The organism is Mesorhizobium sp. M1027, from assembly GCF_040318745.1.
In the GTDB taxonomy this organism is placed as follows: domain Bacteria; phylum Pseudomonadota; class Alphaproteobacteria; order Rhizobiales; family Rhizobiaceae; genus Mesorhizobium.
In genome coordinates, this window is the sequence record NZ_JAMYMW010000012.1 from 1 (window position 1) to 19042 (window position 19042).

10 protein-coding genes are annotated in these 19042 nt (G+C 63.8%); 7 read left to right on the top strand and 3 right to left on the bottom strand.

Annotated elements, in window-relative coordinates; all coding sequences use genetic code 11:
• The first annotated feature begins 443 nt into the window (after nt 1-443).
• From hutG to NKH50_RS21980, 6 genes are all read left to right on the top strand, one after another.
• Nucleotides 444-1262, top strand: coding sequence for an N-formylglutamate deformylase (hutG, locus tag NKH50_RS21955; RefSeq protein ID WP_352703211.1), 819 nt, complete (start codon nt 444-446; stop codon nt 1260-1262).
• Nucleotides 1263-1294: 32 nt separating this feature from the next.
• Nucleotides 1295-2965, top strand: coding sequence for a urocanate hydratase (gene hutU, locus NKH50_RS21960; RefSeq protein WP_352880966.1), 1671 nt, complete (start codon nt 1295-1297; stop codon nt 2963-2965).
• Nucleotides 2966-2973: 8 nt separating this feature from the next.
• Nucleotides 2974-3561 carry a HutD/Ves family protein gene (locus NKH50_RS21965; RefSeq protein ID WP_352703207.1) on the top strand — a complete coding sequence of 196 codons (588 nt, stop codon included), beginning with the start codon at nt 2974-2976 and terminating at the stop codon, nt 3559-3561.
• A 267-nt stretch (nt 3562-3828) separates the two neighbouring features.
• Nucleotides 3829-12399, top strand: coding sequence for a glycoside hydrolase family 94 protein (locus NKH50_RS21970; protein WP_352880968.1), 8571 nt, complete (start codon nt 3829-3831; stop codon nt 12397-12399).
• Between the two features lie 364 nt (nt 12400-12763).
• A complete protein-coding gene (locus NKH50_RS21975; RefSeq protein ID WP_254817502.1) occupies nt 12764-14533 on the top strand; it encodes a glucan ABC transporter ATP-binding protein/ permease in 1770 nt (589 codons plus the stop codon).
• Between the two features lie 260 nt (nt 14534-14793).
• Nucleotides 14794-15549 carry a heme ABC transporter permease gene (locus NKH50_RS21980; protein WP_352703203.1) on the top strand — a complete coding sequence of 252 codons (756 nt, stop codon included), beginning with the start codon at nt 14794-14796 and terminating at the stop codon, nt 15547-15549.
• Between the two features lie 13 nt (nt 15550-15562).
• On the opposite strand, the gene NKH50_RS21985 is transcribed toward NKH50_RS21980, so the two are convergent.
• Nucleotides 15563-16621, bottom strand: a complete 1059-nt coding sequence (locus NKH50_RS21985; protein ID WP_352778008.1) for a D-TA family PLP-dependent enzyme — start codon at nt 16619-16621, stop codon at nt 15563-15565.
• A gap of 141 nt (nt 16622-16762) precedes the next feature.
• On the opposite strand from NKH50_RS21985, the gene NKH50_RS21990 reads away from it, so the two are divergent.
• On the top strand, nt 16763-17449 hold the full coding sequence (locus tag NKH50_RS21990) for a D-lyxose/D-mannose family sugar isomerase (protein ID WP_352703198.1): 687 nt from the start codon (nt 16763-16765) through the stop codon (nt 17447-17449).
• A gap of 277 nt (nt 17450-17726) precedes the next feature.
• Here the strand turns inward: NKH50_RS21990 and NKH50_RS21995 are convergent, their stop codons facing one another.
• Entirely contained in the window at nt 17727-17972 is a 246-nt protein-coding gene (locus NKH50_RS21995) for a hypothetical protein (protein WP_031193474.1), read from the bottom strand.
• Nucleotides 17973-18200: 228 nt separating this feature from the next.
• Nucleotides 18201-18989: an RDD family protein gene (locus NKH50_RS22000; RefSeq protein WP_352457151.1), complete on the bottom strand. Its 789-nt coding sequence runs from the start codon at nt 18987-18989 to the stop codon at nt 18201-18203.
• Nucleotides 18990-19042: the final 53 nt, after the last annotated feature.

The following is a 19042-nucleotide window of genomic DNA, read 5'->3' on the forward strand; positions in this document are numbered from 1 at the left end:
AAGCGCGGTAAAGCTGCCGGGGGTGACGTCGTGAGACGGTTCACCATCACAGGCCGCGTTCTGTCGCGCCCCCCTCTGTCCTGCCGGACATCTCCCCCTCCAGGGGGGAGATTGGCTGTCGTCTCGGCTTTCGCCAATCTCCAGCGTTGCAGGACTGAGCGAGGCGCCGAAGCTGCCAATCTCCCCACTAGAGGGGGAGATGTCCGGCAGGACAGAGGGGGGCGCTGTCCCGCCAACCTCAGCCCGGCAACACCGAAACTTTCAAATCCAGAAACAAAAAACCCGCCTCAAAGGCGGGTCGTCGGGCCGAATCAGCACCATACCGAATTTACTAGCATAGCTGCCGGCACAAAGCAAGAACAAAATGCGTTGCGAGCGATAAAAACCGAAGTCGGTGTTCAAGGACGATTGCAAAGTCGCGCTCCTTCGCGCGGAGACTTCCGATGACCTCACCCTCCTGGCTCACCGTCACCCAAGGCACAGCACCCCTGCTGGTTTCGATCCCGCATACCGGCATCGATCTCGCCGGCCTCGACAGCCGGCTGGTCTCGCCCTGGCTCGGCCGCCGTGACGCCGACTGGTGGATCGACAAGCTTTATGACTTCGCCGAGAGCCTCGGCGCGACGGTCGTGCATACGGCGATTTCGCGCACCGTTATCGACGTCAACCGCGATCCGTCCGGCGTTTCGCTCTATCCCGGCCAGACGACGACCGGGCTCTGCCCGACAGAGACCTTTGACGGCGATCAGCTCTACCTCAAGGGCGGAGAGCCGGAACCGTCTGAGATCGACGAACGCCGCGAGAAGTTCTTCGTACCCTATCATGCGGCTCTGCAGGCCGAGATCGACAGGCTGCGCGCTTTGCACGGAAAAATCGTCGTCTATGACTGCCATTCGATCCGCTCGGTGCTGCCGCGCCTTTTCGAAGGCAAATTGCCGGTCTTCAATCTCGGCACCAATGACGGCAAGAGCGCCGATCCGACGCTGCAAGCGACAGTTGGCCAGATCCTCGCCGAAACCGGCAAGAGCTACGTCGTCAACGGCCGCTTCAAGGGCGGCTGGATCACGCGCCATTTCGGCCAGCCGCAAGCCGGCGTCCACGCGCTGCAGATGGAACTCTCCAACCGCGGCTATATGCGCGAGCCCGAAGGCAAGGGCGAACCGGCTAACTGGCCGGTGCCTTACGAGGCCGAATTCGCGGCGCCGACCCGCGTCACGCTGAAGAAGATCCTGGAAACCGCGATCGCCTGGGCCGAACGCTGACGCGCGGTGCACCTCACTCGAAAGGGACAATCATGACCGATCCTCGCCACAACATCCGTGAAGTGCGCAGCCCGCGCGGCAGCGAGCTCAACGCCCGCACCTGGCTGACGGAAGCGCCGTTGCGCATGCTGATGAACAATCTCGACCCAGACGTCGCCGAAAACCCCAACGAACTGGTCGTCTATGGCGGCATCGGCCGGGCGGCGCGCACCTGGAACGATTTCGACCGCATCGTTGCCTCGCTGAAGACGCTTGGCGACGACGAGACGTTGTTGGTGCAATCGGGCAAGCCGGTCGGCGTGTTCCGCACTCATCCTGACGCCCCGCGTGTGCTGATCGCCAACTCGAATCTCGTGCCGCACTGGGCGACATGGGAGAAATTCAACGAGCTCGATAGAAAGGGCCTGATGATGTACGGCCAGATGACGGCCGGCTCGTGGATCTACATCGGCACGCAAGGCATCGTGCAGGGCACCTACGAGACCTTCGTCGAGGCCGGCCGCCAGCATTATGGCGGCAATCTCAGGGGCAAATGGATCCTGACCGGCGGCCTCGGCGGCATGGGCGGTGCCCAGCCGCTCGCCGCGGTGATGGCCGGCGCCTGCTGCCTGGCCGTCGAATGCGATCCCGATCGCATCGATTTCCGGCTGCGCACCCGCTATGTCGATGAGCGCGCCGACACGCTCGACGAGGCTCTGGAAAAGATCGAGCGCTGGACCAAAGCCGGTGAGGCGAAATCGGTTGGCCTGGTCGGCAACGCCGCCGACATCCTGCCGGAACTGGTGCGGCGCGGCGTGCGCCCCGACATCGTCACCGACCAGACCTCGGCGCATGACCCGCTCAACGGCTATCTGCCCAAGGTCTGGTCGCTGGCCGAGTGGCGCGAGAAACGCACCTCCGACCCGAAGGCCGTCGAAAAAGCTGCCCGCGCGTCGATGCGCGAGCATGTCGAGGCGATGGTGGCGTTCTGGAACGCCGGCGTGCCGACGCTCGACTACGGCAACAACATCCGCCAGGTGGCGAAGGAGGAGGGGTTCGAGAATGCTTTTGCCTTCCCGGGTTTCGTGCCGGCTTACATCCGTCCGCTGTTTTGCCGCGGCATCGGCCCGTTCCGCTGGGCAGCGCTTTCCGGCGATCCCGAGGATATCTACAAGACCGACGCCAAGGTGCGCGAGCTGACCCCCGGCAACACCCATCTGCACAACTGGCTCGACATGGCGCGTGAGCGCATCGCCTTCCAGGGCCTGCCGGCGCGCATCTGCTGGGTTGGGCTTGGCGATCGCCACCGGCTCGGCCTCGCCTTCAACAAGATGGTCGCCAGGGGCGAACTGAAAGCGCCGGTGGTCATCGGCCGCGATCACCTCGATTCCGGCTCGGTCGCCTCGCCGAACCGCGAGACGGAGGCGATGAAGGACGGCTCCGATGCCGTTTCCGACTGGCCGTTGCTCAATGCCTTGCTCAACACCGCGTCCGGCGCCACCTGGGTGTCGCTGCACCATGGCGGCGGCGTCGGCATGGGCTTTTCGCAGCATGCCGGCATGGTCATCGTCGCCGACGGCACGCCCGAGGCGGCCAAGCGCCTGGAGCGGGTTCTGTGGAACGATCCGGCGACCGGCGTCATGCGCCACGCCGATGCCGGCTATGAGATCGCGATAGAGTGCGCCCGGGAGAACCAGCTCAACCTGCCCGGCATTTTGGGCTGAGCCGCGCCTTGCACATCCTTCGGGCAGCCGAATACCGCTCGATGCCGTGGAAGAACGGCGGCGGGATGACGACGGAGATTGCCGTCTCGCCGCCAGGTGCCGGGCTCGACGATTTCGACTGGCGCGTCTCGATGGCGCGCGTCGAGAGCAGCGGCCCATTTTCCGGATTTGCCGGCGTCGACCGGACCTTGGCGTTGCTGGAAGGCGAGGGCATGGTCCTCGATATAGCCGGCCGGCCGCCGGTCGAAATCACCAAGGCTTCCGGCCCGCTTGCCTTTCCGGGCGACGTGCCGACGCAAGCCACGCTGATCGCCGGCCCGATCATCGACCTCAACGTCATGACCCGCCGCGCCCGGGCGACCCACACGGTCGAGCGCCTGCTGATTTCGGCTCCGACGGAGATCCAGGCCGAAGCCGATGAAACATTTATTCTGTGCGTCGACGGCGAACTCAGCGTGGCGGGCGCGGCGCCCATGCAACTTGGGCCGCTCGACGCGCTGTTGCTCGGGGCGCAAGCGCCGGAACTGCGCCTGGATGCGGTCCGGCCGGCGATGCTGTTCGTGATCCGCATCGACCGCACTGCCGGCAACGATTAACGTCTGTTTCCAAACATGATCGTGACGCCGGCCAAATATCGCGTAAGCTGGTGGCTGCATCACGAAAAAGCCTGAATCTTCCGCCGATCAGAAGCCGAAACGATGCTCATAGTGCTCGCCTGGAAGTTGTCGAGAGACGGCATCTTGTCGTGGTGCGGAAACAAACTTTCGGCCAAGTGTTGCGATGCAACCAATTGCATTTGGACCGGTTTTAGGGACATTGCCGTGGCGGTGACGCCGCACTGCGTCCCCAACACGGAACCTTAGATGAATATCCAGACCAATCTCGCACAGATCGAAAAGACGAGCGCCAGCTTCCCGGCTGTCACCGACGAGCCGATACGCTCCCATTTCCTGCCGGAAGATCGGCTCCGAGCGTTGGGCGCAGCCCTTGCCAATGGCGATGCCAAGGATTTGTTCGGTCTGACGCCTTTCGATTTTCAGGCGCGCATCCGTGACAGCGCCAGGAAGATTCTCGATGTCTACCGTTCCACCAACGCTGCCCAGGCGAGGGGCGAAACGATCACGCCCGCGGCGCAGTGGCTGCTCGACAACAATTATCTGGTCGAGGAGACCATTTTTCAGGTCAAGCGCGACCTGCCGCGCCGCTTCTATCGCCAGTTGCCGACGCTGAAACTGTCGGATGGATCCAGCGTGCCGCGCGCACTGGCGGTCGCGTGGACCTATGTCGCGCATTCCGACAGTTCCGTCTCGTCGGCCATGTTCAAGGCGATCGTCGAAGGCTTCCAGTCCGTCGAGCCGCTGAAGATCGGCGAATTATGGGCGCTGCCGTCGCTGCTGCGCTTCGTCCTGATCGAGAACCTTCGCCGCATCGCGGTCCGCGTCAATCGCACGCGGGAACTGCGCCAGATCGCCAACGAGGTCGCCGACCGTGTGCTGGCGACGGACGACAGCGCCGACCGGCAGGCGATACTTTCCCACTACAGCGCCCATGCGCAGGACACCACCTTCGCCACCCAATTGCTCTACCGGCTGCGTGACGGCTCGCAAAATGCCGGCAGGGCGCTGGAATGGCTGGAGGGCGAGCTGGAAAGGACCGGCTCCGACGCCGAGGAGATCATCCTCAGCGAGCACCACACGCTGTCCAGCGGCAACGTGACCACCGGCAACATCATCCGCGGCCTGCGCCTGATCAACGACGTCGACTGGACGGTGTGGTTCGAGGGCGTCAGCCGCATCGACACCTTGCTGCGCGAACGCACCGATTTCGCCGCCCTCGATTTCTTTTCGCGCGACCAATACCGGACTGCGATCGAGGAGCTGGCGCGCCGTTCCGACCTCTCCGAATTTCGCGTTGCCGAAAGGGCGATCGAGCTCGCCGGCCATGCTGCCGATGCACCGGGCTCCGAAAGCGGTCCGATCGCTCACACCGACGTCGGCTTCTTTCTGGTCGGCCCGCGCCGGCAGGAGCTCGAGCGGTCGATCGGCTACCGGCCGACCATCGGCAAGACGCTGAACCGGACGTTCCGCAAGACCGGATGGCTGGGCATCGTCGTGCCGGTGTTTGCGCTGACGGTCCTGCTTCTGGTCGTTTCCGGCAATGCGCTTGCCAATCTCGGCCTGTCGGTGCCGTCGATCGTCCTGATGCTGGCCCTGTTCGCGGTGCCGGCCAGCGAAGGCGCGCTCGCATTCTTCAACACCGTCGTCTCGCTGTTTTTGAAACCGACGCGTCTCGTCGGCTATGATTTCAGGCACGGTGTGCCGCCCGAGGCGCGCACGCTGGTGGTGGTGCCGTCGCTGATCGGCTCGCGCGACGATGTCGAGGAGAACATCCGCAACATCGAGGTGCATCACCTCGCCAATACGGCGGGTGAGGTCTATTTCGCGCTGCTTTCCGACTGGCCGGACTCGAAGACCGAGATCGATACGGCGGATGTCGAAATCCTCGAATTCGCCCGCGCCGAAATCGCCAGGCTGAACGCCCGCTATCCCTCGGAAGGCGCGCCGCGCTTTTATCTGCTGCATCGGCGCCGGCTCTACAACGCATCGCAAGGCGTCTGGATGGGCTGGGAGCGCAAGCGCGGCAAGCTGCACGAATTGAACCTTCTGCTGCGCGGCGACAGCGACACCACCTTCCTGCCGTTGGAAGTGCCATTGCCGGAGAGCGTCGTCCACGTGATGACGCTCGACGCCGACACCCGCACCACCCGCGACGCCGTCGCTGCGCTGGCCGGCAAGCTTTGCCACCCGCTCAACCGTCCGCATTTCGATGTCGCACGGCGCGAGGTTACTGCAGGTTATTCCATCCTGCAGCCGCGCATCACCGCGTCGCTGACCAGCGGCGACGAGGCATCGTTCTTTCAGCGTGTCTTTTCCGCCAATCGCGGGCTCGATCCATACGTCTTTGCGGTGTCGGACCTCTACCAGGACATCTTCGGCGACGGTTCCTTCACCGGCAAAGGTCTCTACCATGTCGACGCCTTCGAGGCGGCGCTGAAGGGCCGCATCGAGGAAAACACCATCCTCAGCCATGATCTGCTCGAAGGCGCCCTGGCGCGCTCGGCCTTGGTCACCGACGTCGAACTGGTCGAGGACTATCCGACCCGCTATTCGGTCGATGCGTCGCGCCACCATCGCTGGGCACGCGGCGACTGGCAGCTTCTGGGCTTCATCCTCGGCCCGCGCTCAAATGTGCCGGCGCTGTCGCGCTGGAAGATGGTGGACAATCTGCGCCGCTCGGTGACGCCGATCTTCTGGGTGATGGCCGCGATCGCCGGCTGGACGCTGCTGCCCTTCACGCAGGCGGCGCAATGGCAGGCGCTGCTGATCCTCACGCTGTTCATGGCGCCCACTTTCGATATCGTCAACGCCATCCTGCCGAAGAGCGGCGATCAGACGCCACGCGGCCATTTCTCGGCGCTGGCACGCGATGTTGCCTTCGGTACCGCCCTGGTGGCGCTGAAGATTGTCCTGATGGCACACCTAGCCTGGATGATGGGCGACGCAATCATCCGCACGCTCTACCGCCTGTTCGTCAGCCGCCAGAACCTGCTCGAATGGCGCACCGCCTCGCAGGCACACAAGGGCAGCGACAACGATCTCGGCTCCTACTACAGCATCATGTACGGCGCCGTGATCATCGGCGTCGTCGGCCTCGCCGTCCCGGTGCTGGCCGATTCCACCGGCGCCTTCGTCGCCTTCTTCTTTGCCTTGTTCTGGATCGGCTCGCCCGCCATCGCCTGCTGGATCAGCCGTTCGGCCGAAACCGAGGACCGCCTGCGCATATCGGCCGCCGACATCCACGCGCTGCGCACCGTGGCGCGGCGTACATGGCACTATTTCGAGACCTTCGTGACGTCCGAGCATCACCATCTGCCGCCGGATAATTTCCAGGAAAGCCCGGCCCCCGTGGTGGCGCCCCGCACCTCGCCGACCAATATCGGCGTCTACCTGCTGTCGGTGATTTCGGCACGCGATTTCGGCTGGATCAGCCTCTCCGACGCCGTCAACCGCATCGACGCGACCATGTCGACCATCGAGAGCATGCCGCGCGATCGCGGTCATCTCTTCAACTGGTACGACACCACGACGTTGAAGCCGCTCTATCCGCTTTACATTTCTGCAGTCGACAGCGGCAATCTCGCCGGCCATCTGGTGGCTGTGGCCGCAGCCTGCGCCGAATGGGCCGAAGCGCCGTCGGTGCATGTGCAGGGCGACTTCGAAGGCATCCTCGATACTGTCACCATCCTCGACGAAAGCCTTGAGGAACTGCCCGACGACCGGCGTCAATTGCGGCCCTTGCGCCAGCGGCTCGCCGACCGTCTCGATGGCATGCGGCGGGCGGTCGAATTGATCAAGGCGCAGCCGGAGATGGCGTCGATCCGTACCATCAACCTGGCCGTCCTGGCCGGCGAGATACGCAAGCTCGCGACAGCCATCCACACCGAGGCCGCGTCGACCCAGAGCGACACCATCGCCGATTGGGCGGCCAGGCTCGAAGCCACCTGCGAGGCGCATGTGCACGACGCGCACAGCGACGAAAACGCCGTCGCGGCATTGCGGGCCAAGCTTCTGACGTTGCGCGAGCGCACGCGCCGTTTCGCCTTCGAGATGGATTTCTCGTTCCTGATGCGGCCCGAACGCAAGCTCCTGTCGATCGGTTACCGGGTCGAGGAGCATCAGCTCGACGAAAGCTGCTACGATCTTTTGGCCTCCGAGGCGCGGCTGACCAGCCTGTTCGCCATCGCCAAGGGCGATTTGCCGACCGAGCACTGGTTCCGGCTCGGCCGGCCGATCGTCGAGATCGGCTTCCAGGGCGCACTGATGTCCTGGTCCGGCTCGATGTTCGAATATCTGATGCCGCCCCTGGTGATGAAGGAACCGCAAGGCAGCATTCTCAACCAGACCAGCAAGCTCATCATCAAGCGCCAGATCCAGTATGGCCGTTCGAAGAACGTTCCCTGGGGGATTTCGGAAGCGGCCTACAACGCCCGCGACCGTGAACTGACCTATCAGTACACCAATTTCGGCGTGCCCGGGCTCGGCCTGAAGCGCGGCCTTGGCCAAAATACGGTAATCGCGCCTTACGCGACCGTGCTGGCAGCGCAGTTCACGCCGCATGAATCCGTGCAGAACCTGGCCAGGCTGAGGCGGCTGGGCGCGCTGGGCCGGCACGGCTTTTACGACGCGGTGGATTTCACGCCGCAACGCGTCCCCGAGGGCACCGACCACGCCGTCGTGCTCAACTACATGGCCCACCACTCCGGCATGTCGATTGCCGCAGTTGCCGATGCGATCTTCGAAGGGCGCCTGCGCGATCGCTTCCACAGCGATCCGGTGATCGAGTCGGCCGAATTGCTGCTGCAGGAAAGGGCGCCGCGCGACATCCCGACTGCGACCGTCAGAACCGAGGCCGACGAGCGCTCGAAGGACGAGACCGAGCTGGAAAGCCCGGACACCCGCATCGTGCTCGATCCGCTCAGGGCGCTGCGCTCGACCAGTGTCATGTCCAATGGCCGCTACTCGGTCATGGTCACCGCCACCGGCTCCGGCTACAGCCGCTGGGGCGACCTTGCCGTCACGCGCTGGCAGCCGGATCCGACCGAGGACCGCCTTGGTTCCTATATTTTCCTGCGCGACGCCAGCAACGGCGACTGGTGGTCGGCCACCGCCGAGCCGAAGCGCGCCGCCGGCGAGCGGGCGCAGACGCTGTTTTCTGACGACAAGGCGAGCTTCGTCAAATCGGTTGGATCGCTGCGTTCGGAAGTCGAGTGCATCGTCATCTCGGAAGGCAATGGTGAGGGCCGACGGGTGACGCTCCACAATGATGGCCCCGCCGACCGGCATATCGAAGTAACCTCGTTTGCCGAACTGGTGCTGGGCTCCGAGCCCTCCGATAATGCCCATCCGGCTTTTTCGAAGATGTTCGTGGAAACCGAGATCGCGCCGAACAACGGCGCGATCTTCGCCACCAGGCGCAAGCGCGAAAAGGATGAACCCGACGTCACCATGGTGCACTTCGTCACCGACCCGTCTGGATCGGCGCGCGACGCCGAGGCGGAAACCGACAGGCGCGCCTTCATCGGCCGTGGCCGCACTATCACCGAGGCGGCTGCCTTTGATCCCGGCGCCAAGCTTGGCGGCCATTCCGGCTTCACCCTGGATCCGATCGCCTCGCTTCGCCGGCAGGTGCGCGTGCCGGCCAACAAGAAGATTTCGCTGACCTTCTGGACCGTCGTCGGTACCCATCGCGCCGAATTGGATGCCGCCATCGCCCGGCTCGACCATCCCGAAAGCTTCGCCCGCCAGGCGATGCTCGCCTGGACGCGCTCGCAGGTGCAGACCCGGCACCTTGGCCTCAGTCTGTCGGACGCCGCCAATGTGCAGAAGCTGGCGCGCTATCTGATCTATCCCGACCCGTTCCTGCGCCTTCCCGGCGAATCCATCGTCTCCGGGCTCGGCAGGCAGTCCAGCCTGTGGCCGACCAGCATATCCGGCGATTTTCCGATTTTCCTGGTCAGGATCGCCGATGTCGCCGATCTGGAGATCGTCGCCCAGGCGCTTCGCTTCCAGGAATACATGCGCGCCCGCGGCATGATGATCGATTTTGTCGTCGTCAACGAGCAGGCGTCATCCTACGTGCAGGACCTGCAGCGCGCGGTGGAGACGCTGTGCGAAAACAGCCGGTTGCGCGGCAAGGAACTCGGACCCCGCCAGCACATCTTCGCGGTGCGACGCGATCTGATGGAGGAAACGACCTACAGGACCTTGCTCGCCGTCGCTCGGGTGGTGCTGCATACGCGCAACGGCACCATCTTCGACCAGATCGAGCGCGCCGAGGCTGCGGCACTGCAGGCGCGGGACGCCGCCCTCCAGCCGGCAGACCTTGCAGCGCTTCGCGAGCCGTCCTTGCCGGTGCCGACGTCGCAAGCATCTGCCGCCCAGGCACTGATCGAGGGCCGCGTCGACGGCAGCGGGCTCGACCAATGGAACGGTTTCGGCGGCTTCGACGGCGACGGACGCCACTACGTCGTGCGTCTTGCCGGCCGGCGCACGACGCCGCAGCCGTGGATCAACGTGATCTCCAACCCATCGTTCGGGTTCCACATTTCGGCTGAAGGCGCTGCCTTCACCTGGAGCCGCAACAGCCGCGACTATCAGTTGACGCCATGGTCGAACGATCCGGTCACCAACCGGCCGGGCGAGGGCATCTATATCTACGATCATGCCAGTGGCAGGGCGTTCTCGCCAATGGCTGCCGTGGTGCGTGACCCGACAATGACCTACGAAACCTGGCACGGGCAGGGTTTTTCGACGTTCCGCTCACAACGCGGGCCGCTGACGATGGACCTGACCCATGTCGTCGATCCCGTTGATCCGGTGAAGATATCGCGGCTGCGCATCCAGAATTCGGGTTCGGTGCCGATGCGGCTGCGCGTCTACGCCTATGCGGAATGGGTTCTTGGCGGCCATCGCTCGCGCACCGCTGCAAGCATCGTTCCGTCGAGGGATGCCGCAACCGGCGCATTGCTGGCGCAAAATCCCTATGGACTCGATTTCGGCGAGCGAATCGCCTTTCTGGCCGCCGACGGTGCGGTGCATTCCGTCACCGCCGACCGCGGCGAATTCATCGGCAGGCAAGGCACGAGCGAGTTTCCGCATGCGGTGCTGAGCGGCGCCGACCTGTCGGGCCGCGTAGAGGCCGGCGACGATCCCTGCGCGGCCATCGCACGCGACATCGACATTGCTGCCGGTGGCGATGTCACGCTGCTCTGGCTGCTCGGCGACGCGGCCTCGCCCGACGAGGCCAGCGCGCTGGTGCAGACCCATCGCTCCAGGGATTTCGATCAGCGGCTGGCCGACAACGAGCGCACATGGCGCGGTTTTCTCGACACCATCCAGGTCGAGACGCCGGACAAAGCCCTCGACGCCATGGTCAATCACTGGCTGCCCTATCAGAGCCTGGCCTGCCGCATCCGTGCCCGCTCTGCGTTCTATCAGGCGAGCGGTGCCTTCGGCTTCCGCGATCAGTTGCAGGACACCTTGGCCTTGCTGGCGCATAACCCCAAGCTGGCGCGCGATCAGATCCTCAACGCGGCGCGGCGGCAATTCCCCGAAGGCGACGTACAGCATTGGTGGCTGCCGCGCACCGAGGCCGGCGTCCGCACCATGATCTCTGACGACGTGGTCTGGCTGGCCCACGCTACCGCGCGCTACCTGCTGGTGACCGGTGACACCGCGATCCTGAAGGAGCAACTGCCCTTCATCGAAGGGCAGGCGCTGAGCGAAGGCGAGCACGATGCGTTCTTCATCCCGGAAATCTCGAAAAAGACAGCCTCGCTCTACGACCACTGCGCAAGGGCGCTCGATCTTGCCGTCAAGCGCAGCAGCCCGGCCGGGCTGCCGCTGATCCTCGGCGGCGACTGGAACGACGGCATGAACCGCGTCGGCGAGCACGGCAAGGGCGAGAGCGTATGGCTGGGCTGGTTCCTGCTGAAGACGCTGGGCGAATTTGCCGCTGTCGCCAAGGCAGAGCGCGATGCCAAGCGCGTGCAAGCCTGGACGAAGCACGCCGAGTTGCTGAAGCGGGCGCTGGAAAGCACCGCGTGGGATGGCGAGTGGTATCGGCGCGGCAGCTTCGACGACGGCACGCCGCTCGGCTCGCGCAAGTCGGACGAGTGCAAGATCGACTCGATCGCCCAGTCCTGGAGCGTGCTTTCGGGCGAGGGCGACCCGGCGCGGTCGACCACGGCAATGGGGCAGGCGATGAAAGCGCTCGTCGACGACGAGCTCAAGATCGTCAAACTGTTCACTCCGCCCTTCTCGAAGACGGAAAAGGACCCGGGCTACATCAAGAGCTATCCGCCGGGGGTCCGTGAAAACGGCGGCCAATACACGCACGCCGCGACATGGTTCGTTATTGCGCTCGCCGAGATGGGTCGCACCGACGATGCCTACCGCTGCCTTTCGATGCTAAATCCGGTCAACCATGCGCACGATGAAGCCGCGGCAGAGCGCTACCGCGTGGAACCTTATGTCGTCGCGGCCGATGTTTATTCCGGGCAAGACAAGGGCGGCCGAGGCGGCTGGACCTGGTATACCGGGTCGGCGGGCTGGCTTTATCGTGCTGCGGTCGAGAGCATTCTCGGCATAGAGCGCCGCGGACAGCGCCTCCAGTTCACGCCGAGACTTCCCAGCCATTGGGACGGCTATTCGGCAACCCTGAAGATGCTGGGCGCCGAGATCAAGGTATGCGTCGTCCGCGACAAAAAGGCCCGGGCCATCTCACTTGAAGTGAATGGCACGAAGACCAAATCTTCGTCCTTCGAGCCAAAAGCCGGCGACAATGCCGAGGTGGTCGTTAGAATACCGACCTAGATTCAAGGACTTGGAGCGTCGCTCAGGGCTCCCCAGGGCACGCGCGGGCGCTCCAAGTGCCTCCACCGGTTATATTTGCGTTTGACCTTGCTGAATGCCTGCACACGACTTTAGACGTCGTGCCTGGGGTCTTGCTGATTAAAAATGTGGCAGTGCTTTCCAGTTGCCATGATTTTGCCGCAACGCTGACATTTCACCTTTTATCTCAAACTGTTAGACGATCACGGCAAATTTCGAAGCGTCGTCATCTTTTGTTCGCGGAATGGGAACGGAAGAGGTAGACGAGCATTGTTTTGCGACGCGTCAACCGATACGAGTCAAAAAATGACGCACTGCACCATAAATAATTGGCGGAGTAGCTGAAGTGTCACTTCTGCAAATCTACTGGCGAGCCCTTGGTTATCTCGCTGCCGACAGGAAACGCGTTGCGTTTATCTGCGGGGCGAATGTCGCGCTTGCCATTATCGCCATTCTCGAGCCGATTATGTTCGGCCGGGTGATCGATGCCATTTCGGACCGCGGCTCGGTATTCGCGACACTGGCAATGTGGGCCGGCCTCGGCGCGTTCAATATCATCGCCTTCGTTCTGGTAGCGCGCGGCGCCGACCGCTTTGCCCACCAGCGGCGCAGCGAGGTTCTCTGCCAGTCGTTCGAGCGCGTGATCACCATGCCGCTTGCTTGGCATCATCAGCGTGGCACCTCCAATTCCCTGCACACGCTCCTGCGCGCGGTCGAGACCCTGTTCAGCCTCTGGCTCGAATTCATGCGGCAGCATCTGTCGACCGCGGTTGCGCTGGTTCTGCTGGTGCCCACCGCGCTCAGCATGGATATCCGCATGTCGATGGTGCTGCTGGCGCTTGGCGCGCTCTATGTCGGCATCGGACGGCTGGTGATGCGGCGCACCAAGGAAGGCCAGGCGGCCGTAGAGCGGCACTACCACAAGGTGTTTGCGCATGTGACGGACTCGGTCAGCAACGTCGCCGTCCTGCAGAGCTACAACCGCATCGGCCATGAGACCGAGGCGCTGAAGCGCTACGTCAAGAACCTGCTCGACGCACAGAATCCGGTGCTCGACTGGTGGGCGATGGCCAACGCGCTGCACCGCCTGTCGTCGACGATTTCGATGATGGTGGTGCTCTTGATTGGCGCCTATCTGGTGACGCACGGCCAGTTGCGGATCGGCGACGTCATCGCCTTTACCGGCTTTGCCACGCTGCTGATTGCCCGGCTCGACCAGATGTCAGCGTTCGCCAACCAGATTTCCGAGGCGCGCGCCAAGCTCGAGGAATTCTATCATCTCGAGGACTCTGCATCCGACGCCGCCGAACCCGATGGGCTGCGCGAGCTCGTGAACGTCACGGGGCACGTCCGTTTCGAGAATGTCTGCTTCGAGTTCGGCAACTCCGGGCAGGGCGTCGACGACGCGTCGTTCGAGGTCCAGGCCGGCCAGACTGTCGCTATCGTCGGCCCCACGGGCGCCGGCAAGACAACGCTCATCAACCTTCTGCAGCGCGTCTTTACCCCGTCCAGCGGCCGTATCCTGATCGACGGCATCGACACCCGCACGGTGACCCGCAAGTCGCTGCGCCATTCGATCGCTACCGTGTTCCAGGATGCCGGCCTGCTCAACCGCTCGATCGAGGACAACATCCGCGTCGGCCGTGCGGAGGCGACCTATGACGAGGTCCATGCCGCGGCCAATGCCGCCGCCGCGCAGGATTTCATCCTGTCGAAGAGCGAGGGCTACGACACCGTCGTCGGCGAACGCGGCGGACAGCTGTCCGGTGGCGAGCGCCAGCGCATCGCGATCGCCCGCGCCGTGCTGAAGGACGCGCCCATCCTGGTTCTCGACGAGGCGACCAGCGCGCTCGACGTCGAGACGGAAGACCGCGTCAAGGACGCCATCGACGAGTTGCGGCGCGGCCGCACCACCTTCATCATCGCCCACCGCCTGACCACCGTTCGCGACGCCGATCTGGTCGTGTTCATGGACAAGGGCCGGGTGGTCGAGATGGGCGGGTTCACCGAACTGTCGCTGCGCAACGGTCGCTTCGCCAGCCTGCTGCGCGCCGGCGGTCTGCTCAACGACGAGGAAGTTCGCCGCCTCAGCCGCCCGGTGAACGAGGCCGCCTGAGCAGCGCGGTTTGCCTTCTCCCTGTGCGGGAGAAGGTGGCCTCGCGAAGCGAGGTCGGATGAGGGGTGCTCCGGCTTGGCTCAAATCTTCATCCAAAATCCAGACTTCGGCGCACGGCGATCATTGGCGCCTCACTCCGTCCAGCACCTCTCGTCCGGCTCGACGCTACGCGCCGATCCACCTTCTCACGCAAGGGGAGAAGAGAAGACGTACCGCCGCTGTGGTTGCCGCAACTCCGCCGGCGGTCTATGTAAGGCCGCATGAGCGACACGACCTCACGCCCCTCCGGCTGGATGGATATTGCCAACCCGACGCGGTTCGTCGGGCTTGCCGACAAGGTCGTGCCGTGGCTGGCGAGCGTCGCCGCCGTCGTCCTCGCTGTCGGTCTCTATATGAGCTTCACGGCGCCTGAGGACTTCCAGCAGGGCATCACCGTTCGCATTATGTATATCCACGTGCCTTTCGCCTGGCTTGCCATGATGTGCTACACGCTGATGGCGGTCTCGGCACTGGGCACGCTGGTCTGGCGCCATCCGCTGGCCGACGTGGCGCTGAAATCGGCGGCACCCATCGGCGCCGTGTTCACCGCCCTTGCGCTGATCACCGGTTCGATCTGGGGCAAGCCGATGTGGGGCACCTGGTGGGTGTGGGACGCCCGGCTGACCTCGGTTTTCATCCTGTTCCTGATGTATCTCGGCATTATCGCGCTGACCCGCGCGCTAGACGATGCCGGGCGTGCCGCCTGGGCCGCGGCCATCATAACGCTGGTAGGCTTTATCAACATCCCGATCATCAAATTCTCGGTCGACTGGTGGAACACGCTGCATCAGCCGGCGTCGGTGTTCCGGCTCGGCGGCCCGACCATCGACCCCAGTTTGTTGTGGCCGTTGCTGGTGATGGCGCTCGGCTTCACAGTATTGTTCTTCGCCCTGCATCTGATGGCGATGCGCACCGAGATCCGACGCCGCCGCGTCATTTCGATGCGCCGGGTTGCCGCGAGGCAGGCTGAACGGTAGCCAACCGATAGGATCAAGCCATACGCCCGCGTGCTGCCACCGGCAGCGTCTCGATCACCTTGTCGCCTTCGATCAGATGCACCTCGTCGAACAGGTTGGTGACGACGCAGCAATGGTCGGGTACGACGCGCACGCGCTCGCCGATGCGAAGCTCTGCGCCGCCCGAAAGCGTGACGTTGCCGTGCTCTTCGCTGAGGCTGGTCACTCTTGCGCCTGAAATGCCCAGCAGCTCGCCGAAATCGGCGAGCCCCAGCGTGTCGCTGGAGAGCGCCTTGCTGCCGGCGTCAAGGATGGCGCGTGTCGGCGTTGGACGGCTGACCACCGTCGACAGTACGGTCAGCGCACAATCGTCGAGGCTGCCGACGCCTTTGGCGATCTGGTAGCGGTCGAGATAGATGTAGGTGCCGGGCCGGTATTCGGTAACGACGCTATGCTCGCCGGAACGCCACATGTCGGGTGTGCCGCCGCTGGAGATGCGCTCGCAAGCAAGGCCGGCTGCGGCAAGTGCTTGCTGCGCATCGGCGAGCCACGCCTCGGTCTCGGCAGCGCGGCCAGCCCCCGGGTAGGTCATCAGGCCGCCGAACACGAGCCCTCGGACCTTGTCGATCTCGCTCGCCAGCGCGACTGCCTCGCCGGCCGACTGCACACCGCAGCGGCCCATGCCGGTGTCGCATTCGACCAGCACCGGCAGGCGGTGGCCGGGATCGGTAAAGGTGGCGGCAAGTCCCATCAGCGTGTCCATACTGTCCGTTGTCACCGACAGGGTTACGCGGCCGTGCAGCGCCTTGAGGCGTTCCAGCTTGGCCCGCCCGAGGATATTGTACGGCAGAAAGATGTCGGTCAGTCCGGCATCGGCCATGATTTCGGCCTCGCCGATCTTCTGGCAGGTGATGCCGATGGCCCCGGCCGCGACCTGCTTTTTCGCCCAGTAGGGCAGCTTATGGGTCTTGATGTGCGGCCGGAGCTTCAGCCCGTGCCGGTCGGCATGGGCCTGCGCCCGCGCGATGTTGGCTTCTGCGCGGCGAGCGTCGATCAGGATCGCCGGCGTATCGAGGTCGTCTATGCTGCGCATGGAATGTCACCTTTGGGAATTTGTCGGGACTTATGGCCCCGATCGTCGCCGATGTCATGAGGCCAGAATGCGGTTTACGTCGACACCGGATCGGTGTTCGGTTATGCGCTGTAGGCGCCGCCTGAAGAAGGGATCATGATCATGAAACGCTCCGCCATCAACGACATCATCCGCGACGCCGACGCCTTCATCCGTTCGTTCGGCTACATCATGCCGCCCTTCGCCTACTGGACCCCGGAAGAGATGAAGGCGCACCGGCAGGATTCGGCGGCCATCTTCTCGTCGCGGCTCGGCTGGGACATCACCGATTACGGCCAGGGCAAGTTCGACGAGCTCGGCCTGTTCTTGTTCACTGTTCGCAACGGCCGCTACGAGGACATGAAGAAGGGCATGGGCATGCTCTATGCCGAAAAGATCATGATCTCGCGCAAGGATCAGCTGTCGCCGATGCACCGCCACAACATCAAGGCCGAGGACATCATCAACCGTGGCGGCGGCAAACTGGTGCTGGAGCTGTTCATGCATGACCGCGATGGCGGCATCGATCCGAAGGCCGAAGTATCTGTGCCTGTCGACGGAACCATCCACAGACTGCCTGCGGGTGGATTGCTGAAGCTCGACCCAGGCCAGAGCGTGACGCTGCTGCCGGGCGTCTGGCACGCCTTCTGGGCCGAGGGCAAGGACGTGCTGATCGGCGAGGTCTCGACCGTCAATGACGATCTCACCGACAACGTTTTTCGCGAGCCGATCGGCCGCTTCGCGGACATCGACGAGGACACAGCACCGCTGCACCTCTTGGTATCCGATTACGAGAAGTGGGTGGGTTAAGGCAGGGTGGCGAGGAACACTTATGCTTGAGAGTGAAGGTTCTCGGCAATCAGCCGCTTCTGTCGCAAGTCGACCCGAGTCGTTGTGCACAGCTGATCCAGCGGCATTTTGACGTGGGCTTCGTCAAGCGGGATTAGCGCGTAGTAATTGCCCTCGCCCGGCTGTGGGATTGGCGCCGGGGCCGACTTGTCATCGTCGGGATCGACTCGTGAGGCGGCAATGATGACCCCTCGGGAATCGTATACCGCGTGAAGCGCTATTGGCATGTCTTGGCTCCTCAGGGAGAACTTATCGCCGCGAATCTTATTTGCATATCGTCTGATACGTTCGTCTGGATTACCTCGGTCTGGCCTGTCTCGTCGATGTAGGTATACAGGCTTTCCCAGCGCAAAGTGGCCGTGCGAAGGACAACCGCCGCACGTACCGAGTACCCCCAGTAGGCATCGCCTGTTCCGAGCTTCCAAAACCACACCATTTGGCTGCCAGCTCGTTGGAAAGTGGATTGAGTGACGAAAGTGGCCAAGGAAGTCTCCTTGAGGCTTGATTTCCGTAGAACCTGGAACTCTCGAGGAGTCTTCTTGCAACATCCGCTTGCGACTGCCAGAGGATAGGGAACACGAGCACCCTCGGACGGATAGGCATTTCAACCCCCGCGAGACTGAATTTGCGGGAGAAGATGGCACTGGTCAAGCGTCAATCTTCGGTGGCAATGGGCGGCTGCGCACGCTTTTCGTGCATTTCCACTCCTGGTCTAACGCGCATGCTTGTCGGCCCTGCGGTTGCCCAGCAGAAGCTTGCGCTCGAGATGCGCCCGCAATTCCCCGTAATACGCCGTCAGGAACGCGCGTGCGTCATGGGCTTGGGGTGCCGCGCCGATCTTGCGTCCGATCGTTTCGGCCACCGTCCGCAGGGCGAAATAGTCGTCGCGGCGCAGCACCTCCTCCAGCTTGTGGAGTTCGGCAATCCCGTAGGCATCGAGTTGGGCGTGGCTGAACCGGAAGGCGCCGGCCGCCGGATCCTGCCGTGCCGACAGGTCTTCAAGCAAGGCACGCTTCGGCGCCTCGACCACCCAGGTCCCCGCCAACAGGTCGCCGATCCGCATGCGGTCTCGATTGAACAGCGGGAACAAGGCAAACAGCAGCGTCCACACCAGGCCGAACACCGTCGTCAGCGTGTCGGCGAGGTCGGTCCCGCTGCGTCCAACGATGATCGACAGCGGCAGGAACACCTCGATCTCGCGCATCAGGTTGCGGGCAATGACCTGGTCGATCGACAGGCCGTCTCCGCTGCGCGACGCGACCCGGATGCCGACGATCCGCTTGCCGGGCGTAGCCGCGCGCCGGCCCGCTTCGAAGACGATGAAGTAGGCGTTGCGCAGAAAGAAGATCAGGATGATCCAGACGACGAAGAGCGGCTGAAATCCCTCGCTGCCAAGGCCTCCCACCCCGAATAGCGCGACGATCGTGATCACGATTGCCGCCACGGCGATGAACACGATGTCGAGCAGGAAGGCGGAGGCCCGCGTGCCGGCGTCGGCCAATTTTATCCGGAGATCGACGCCTTCGGGCGTGATCAGCGGCCGTATAGCCGCGA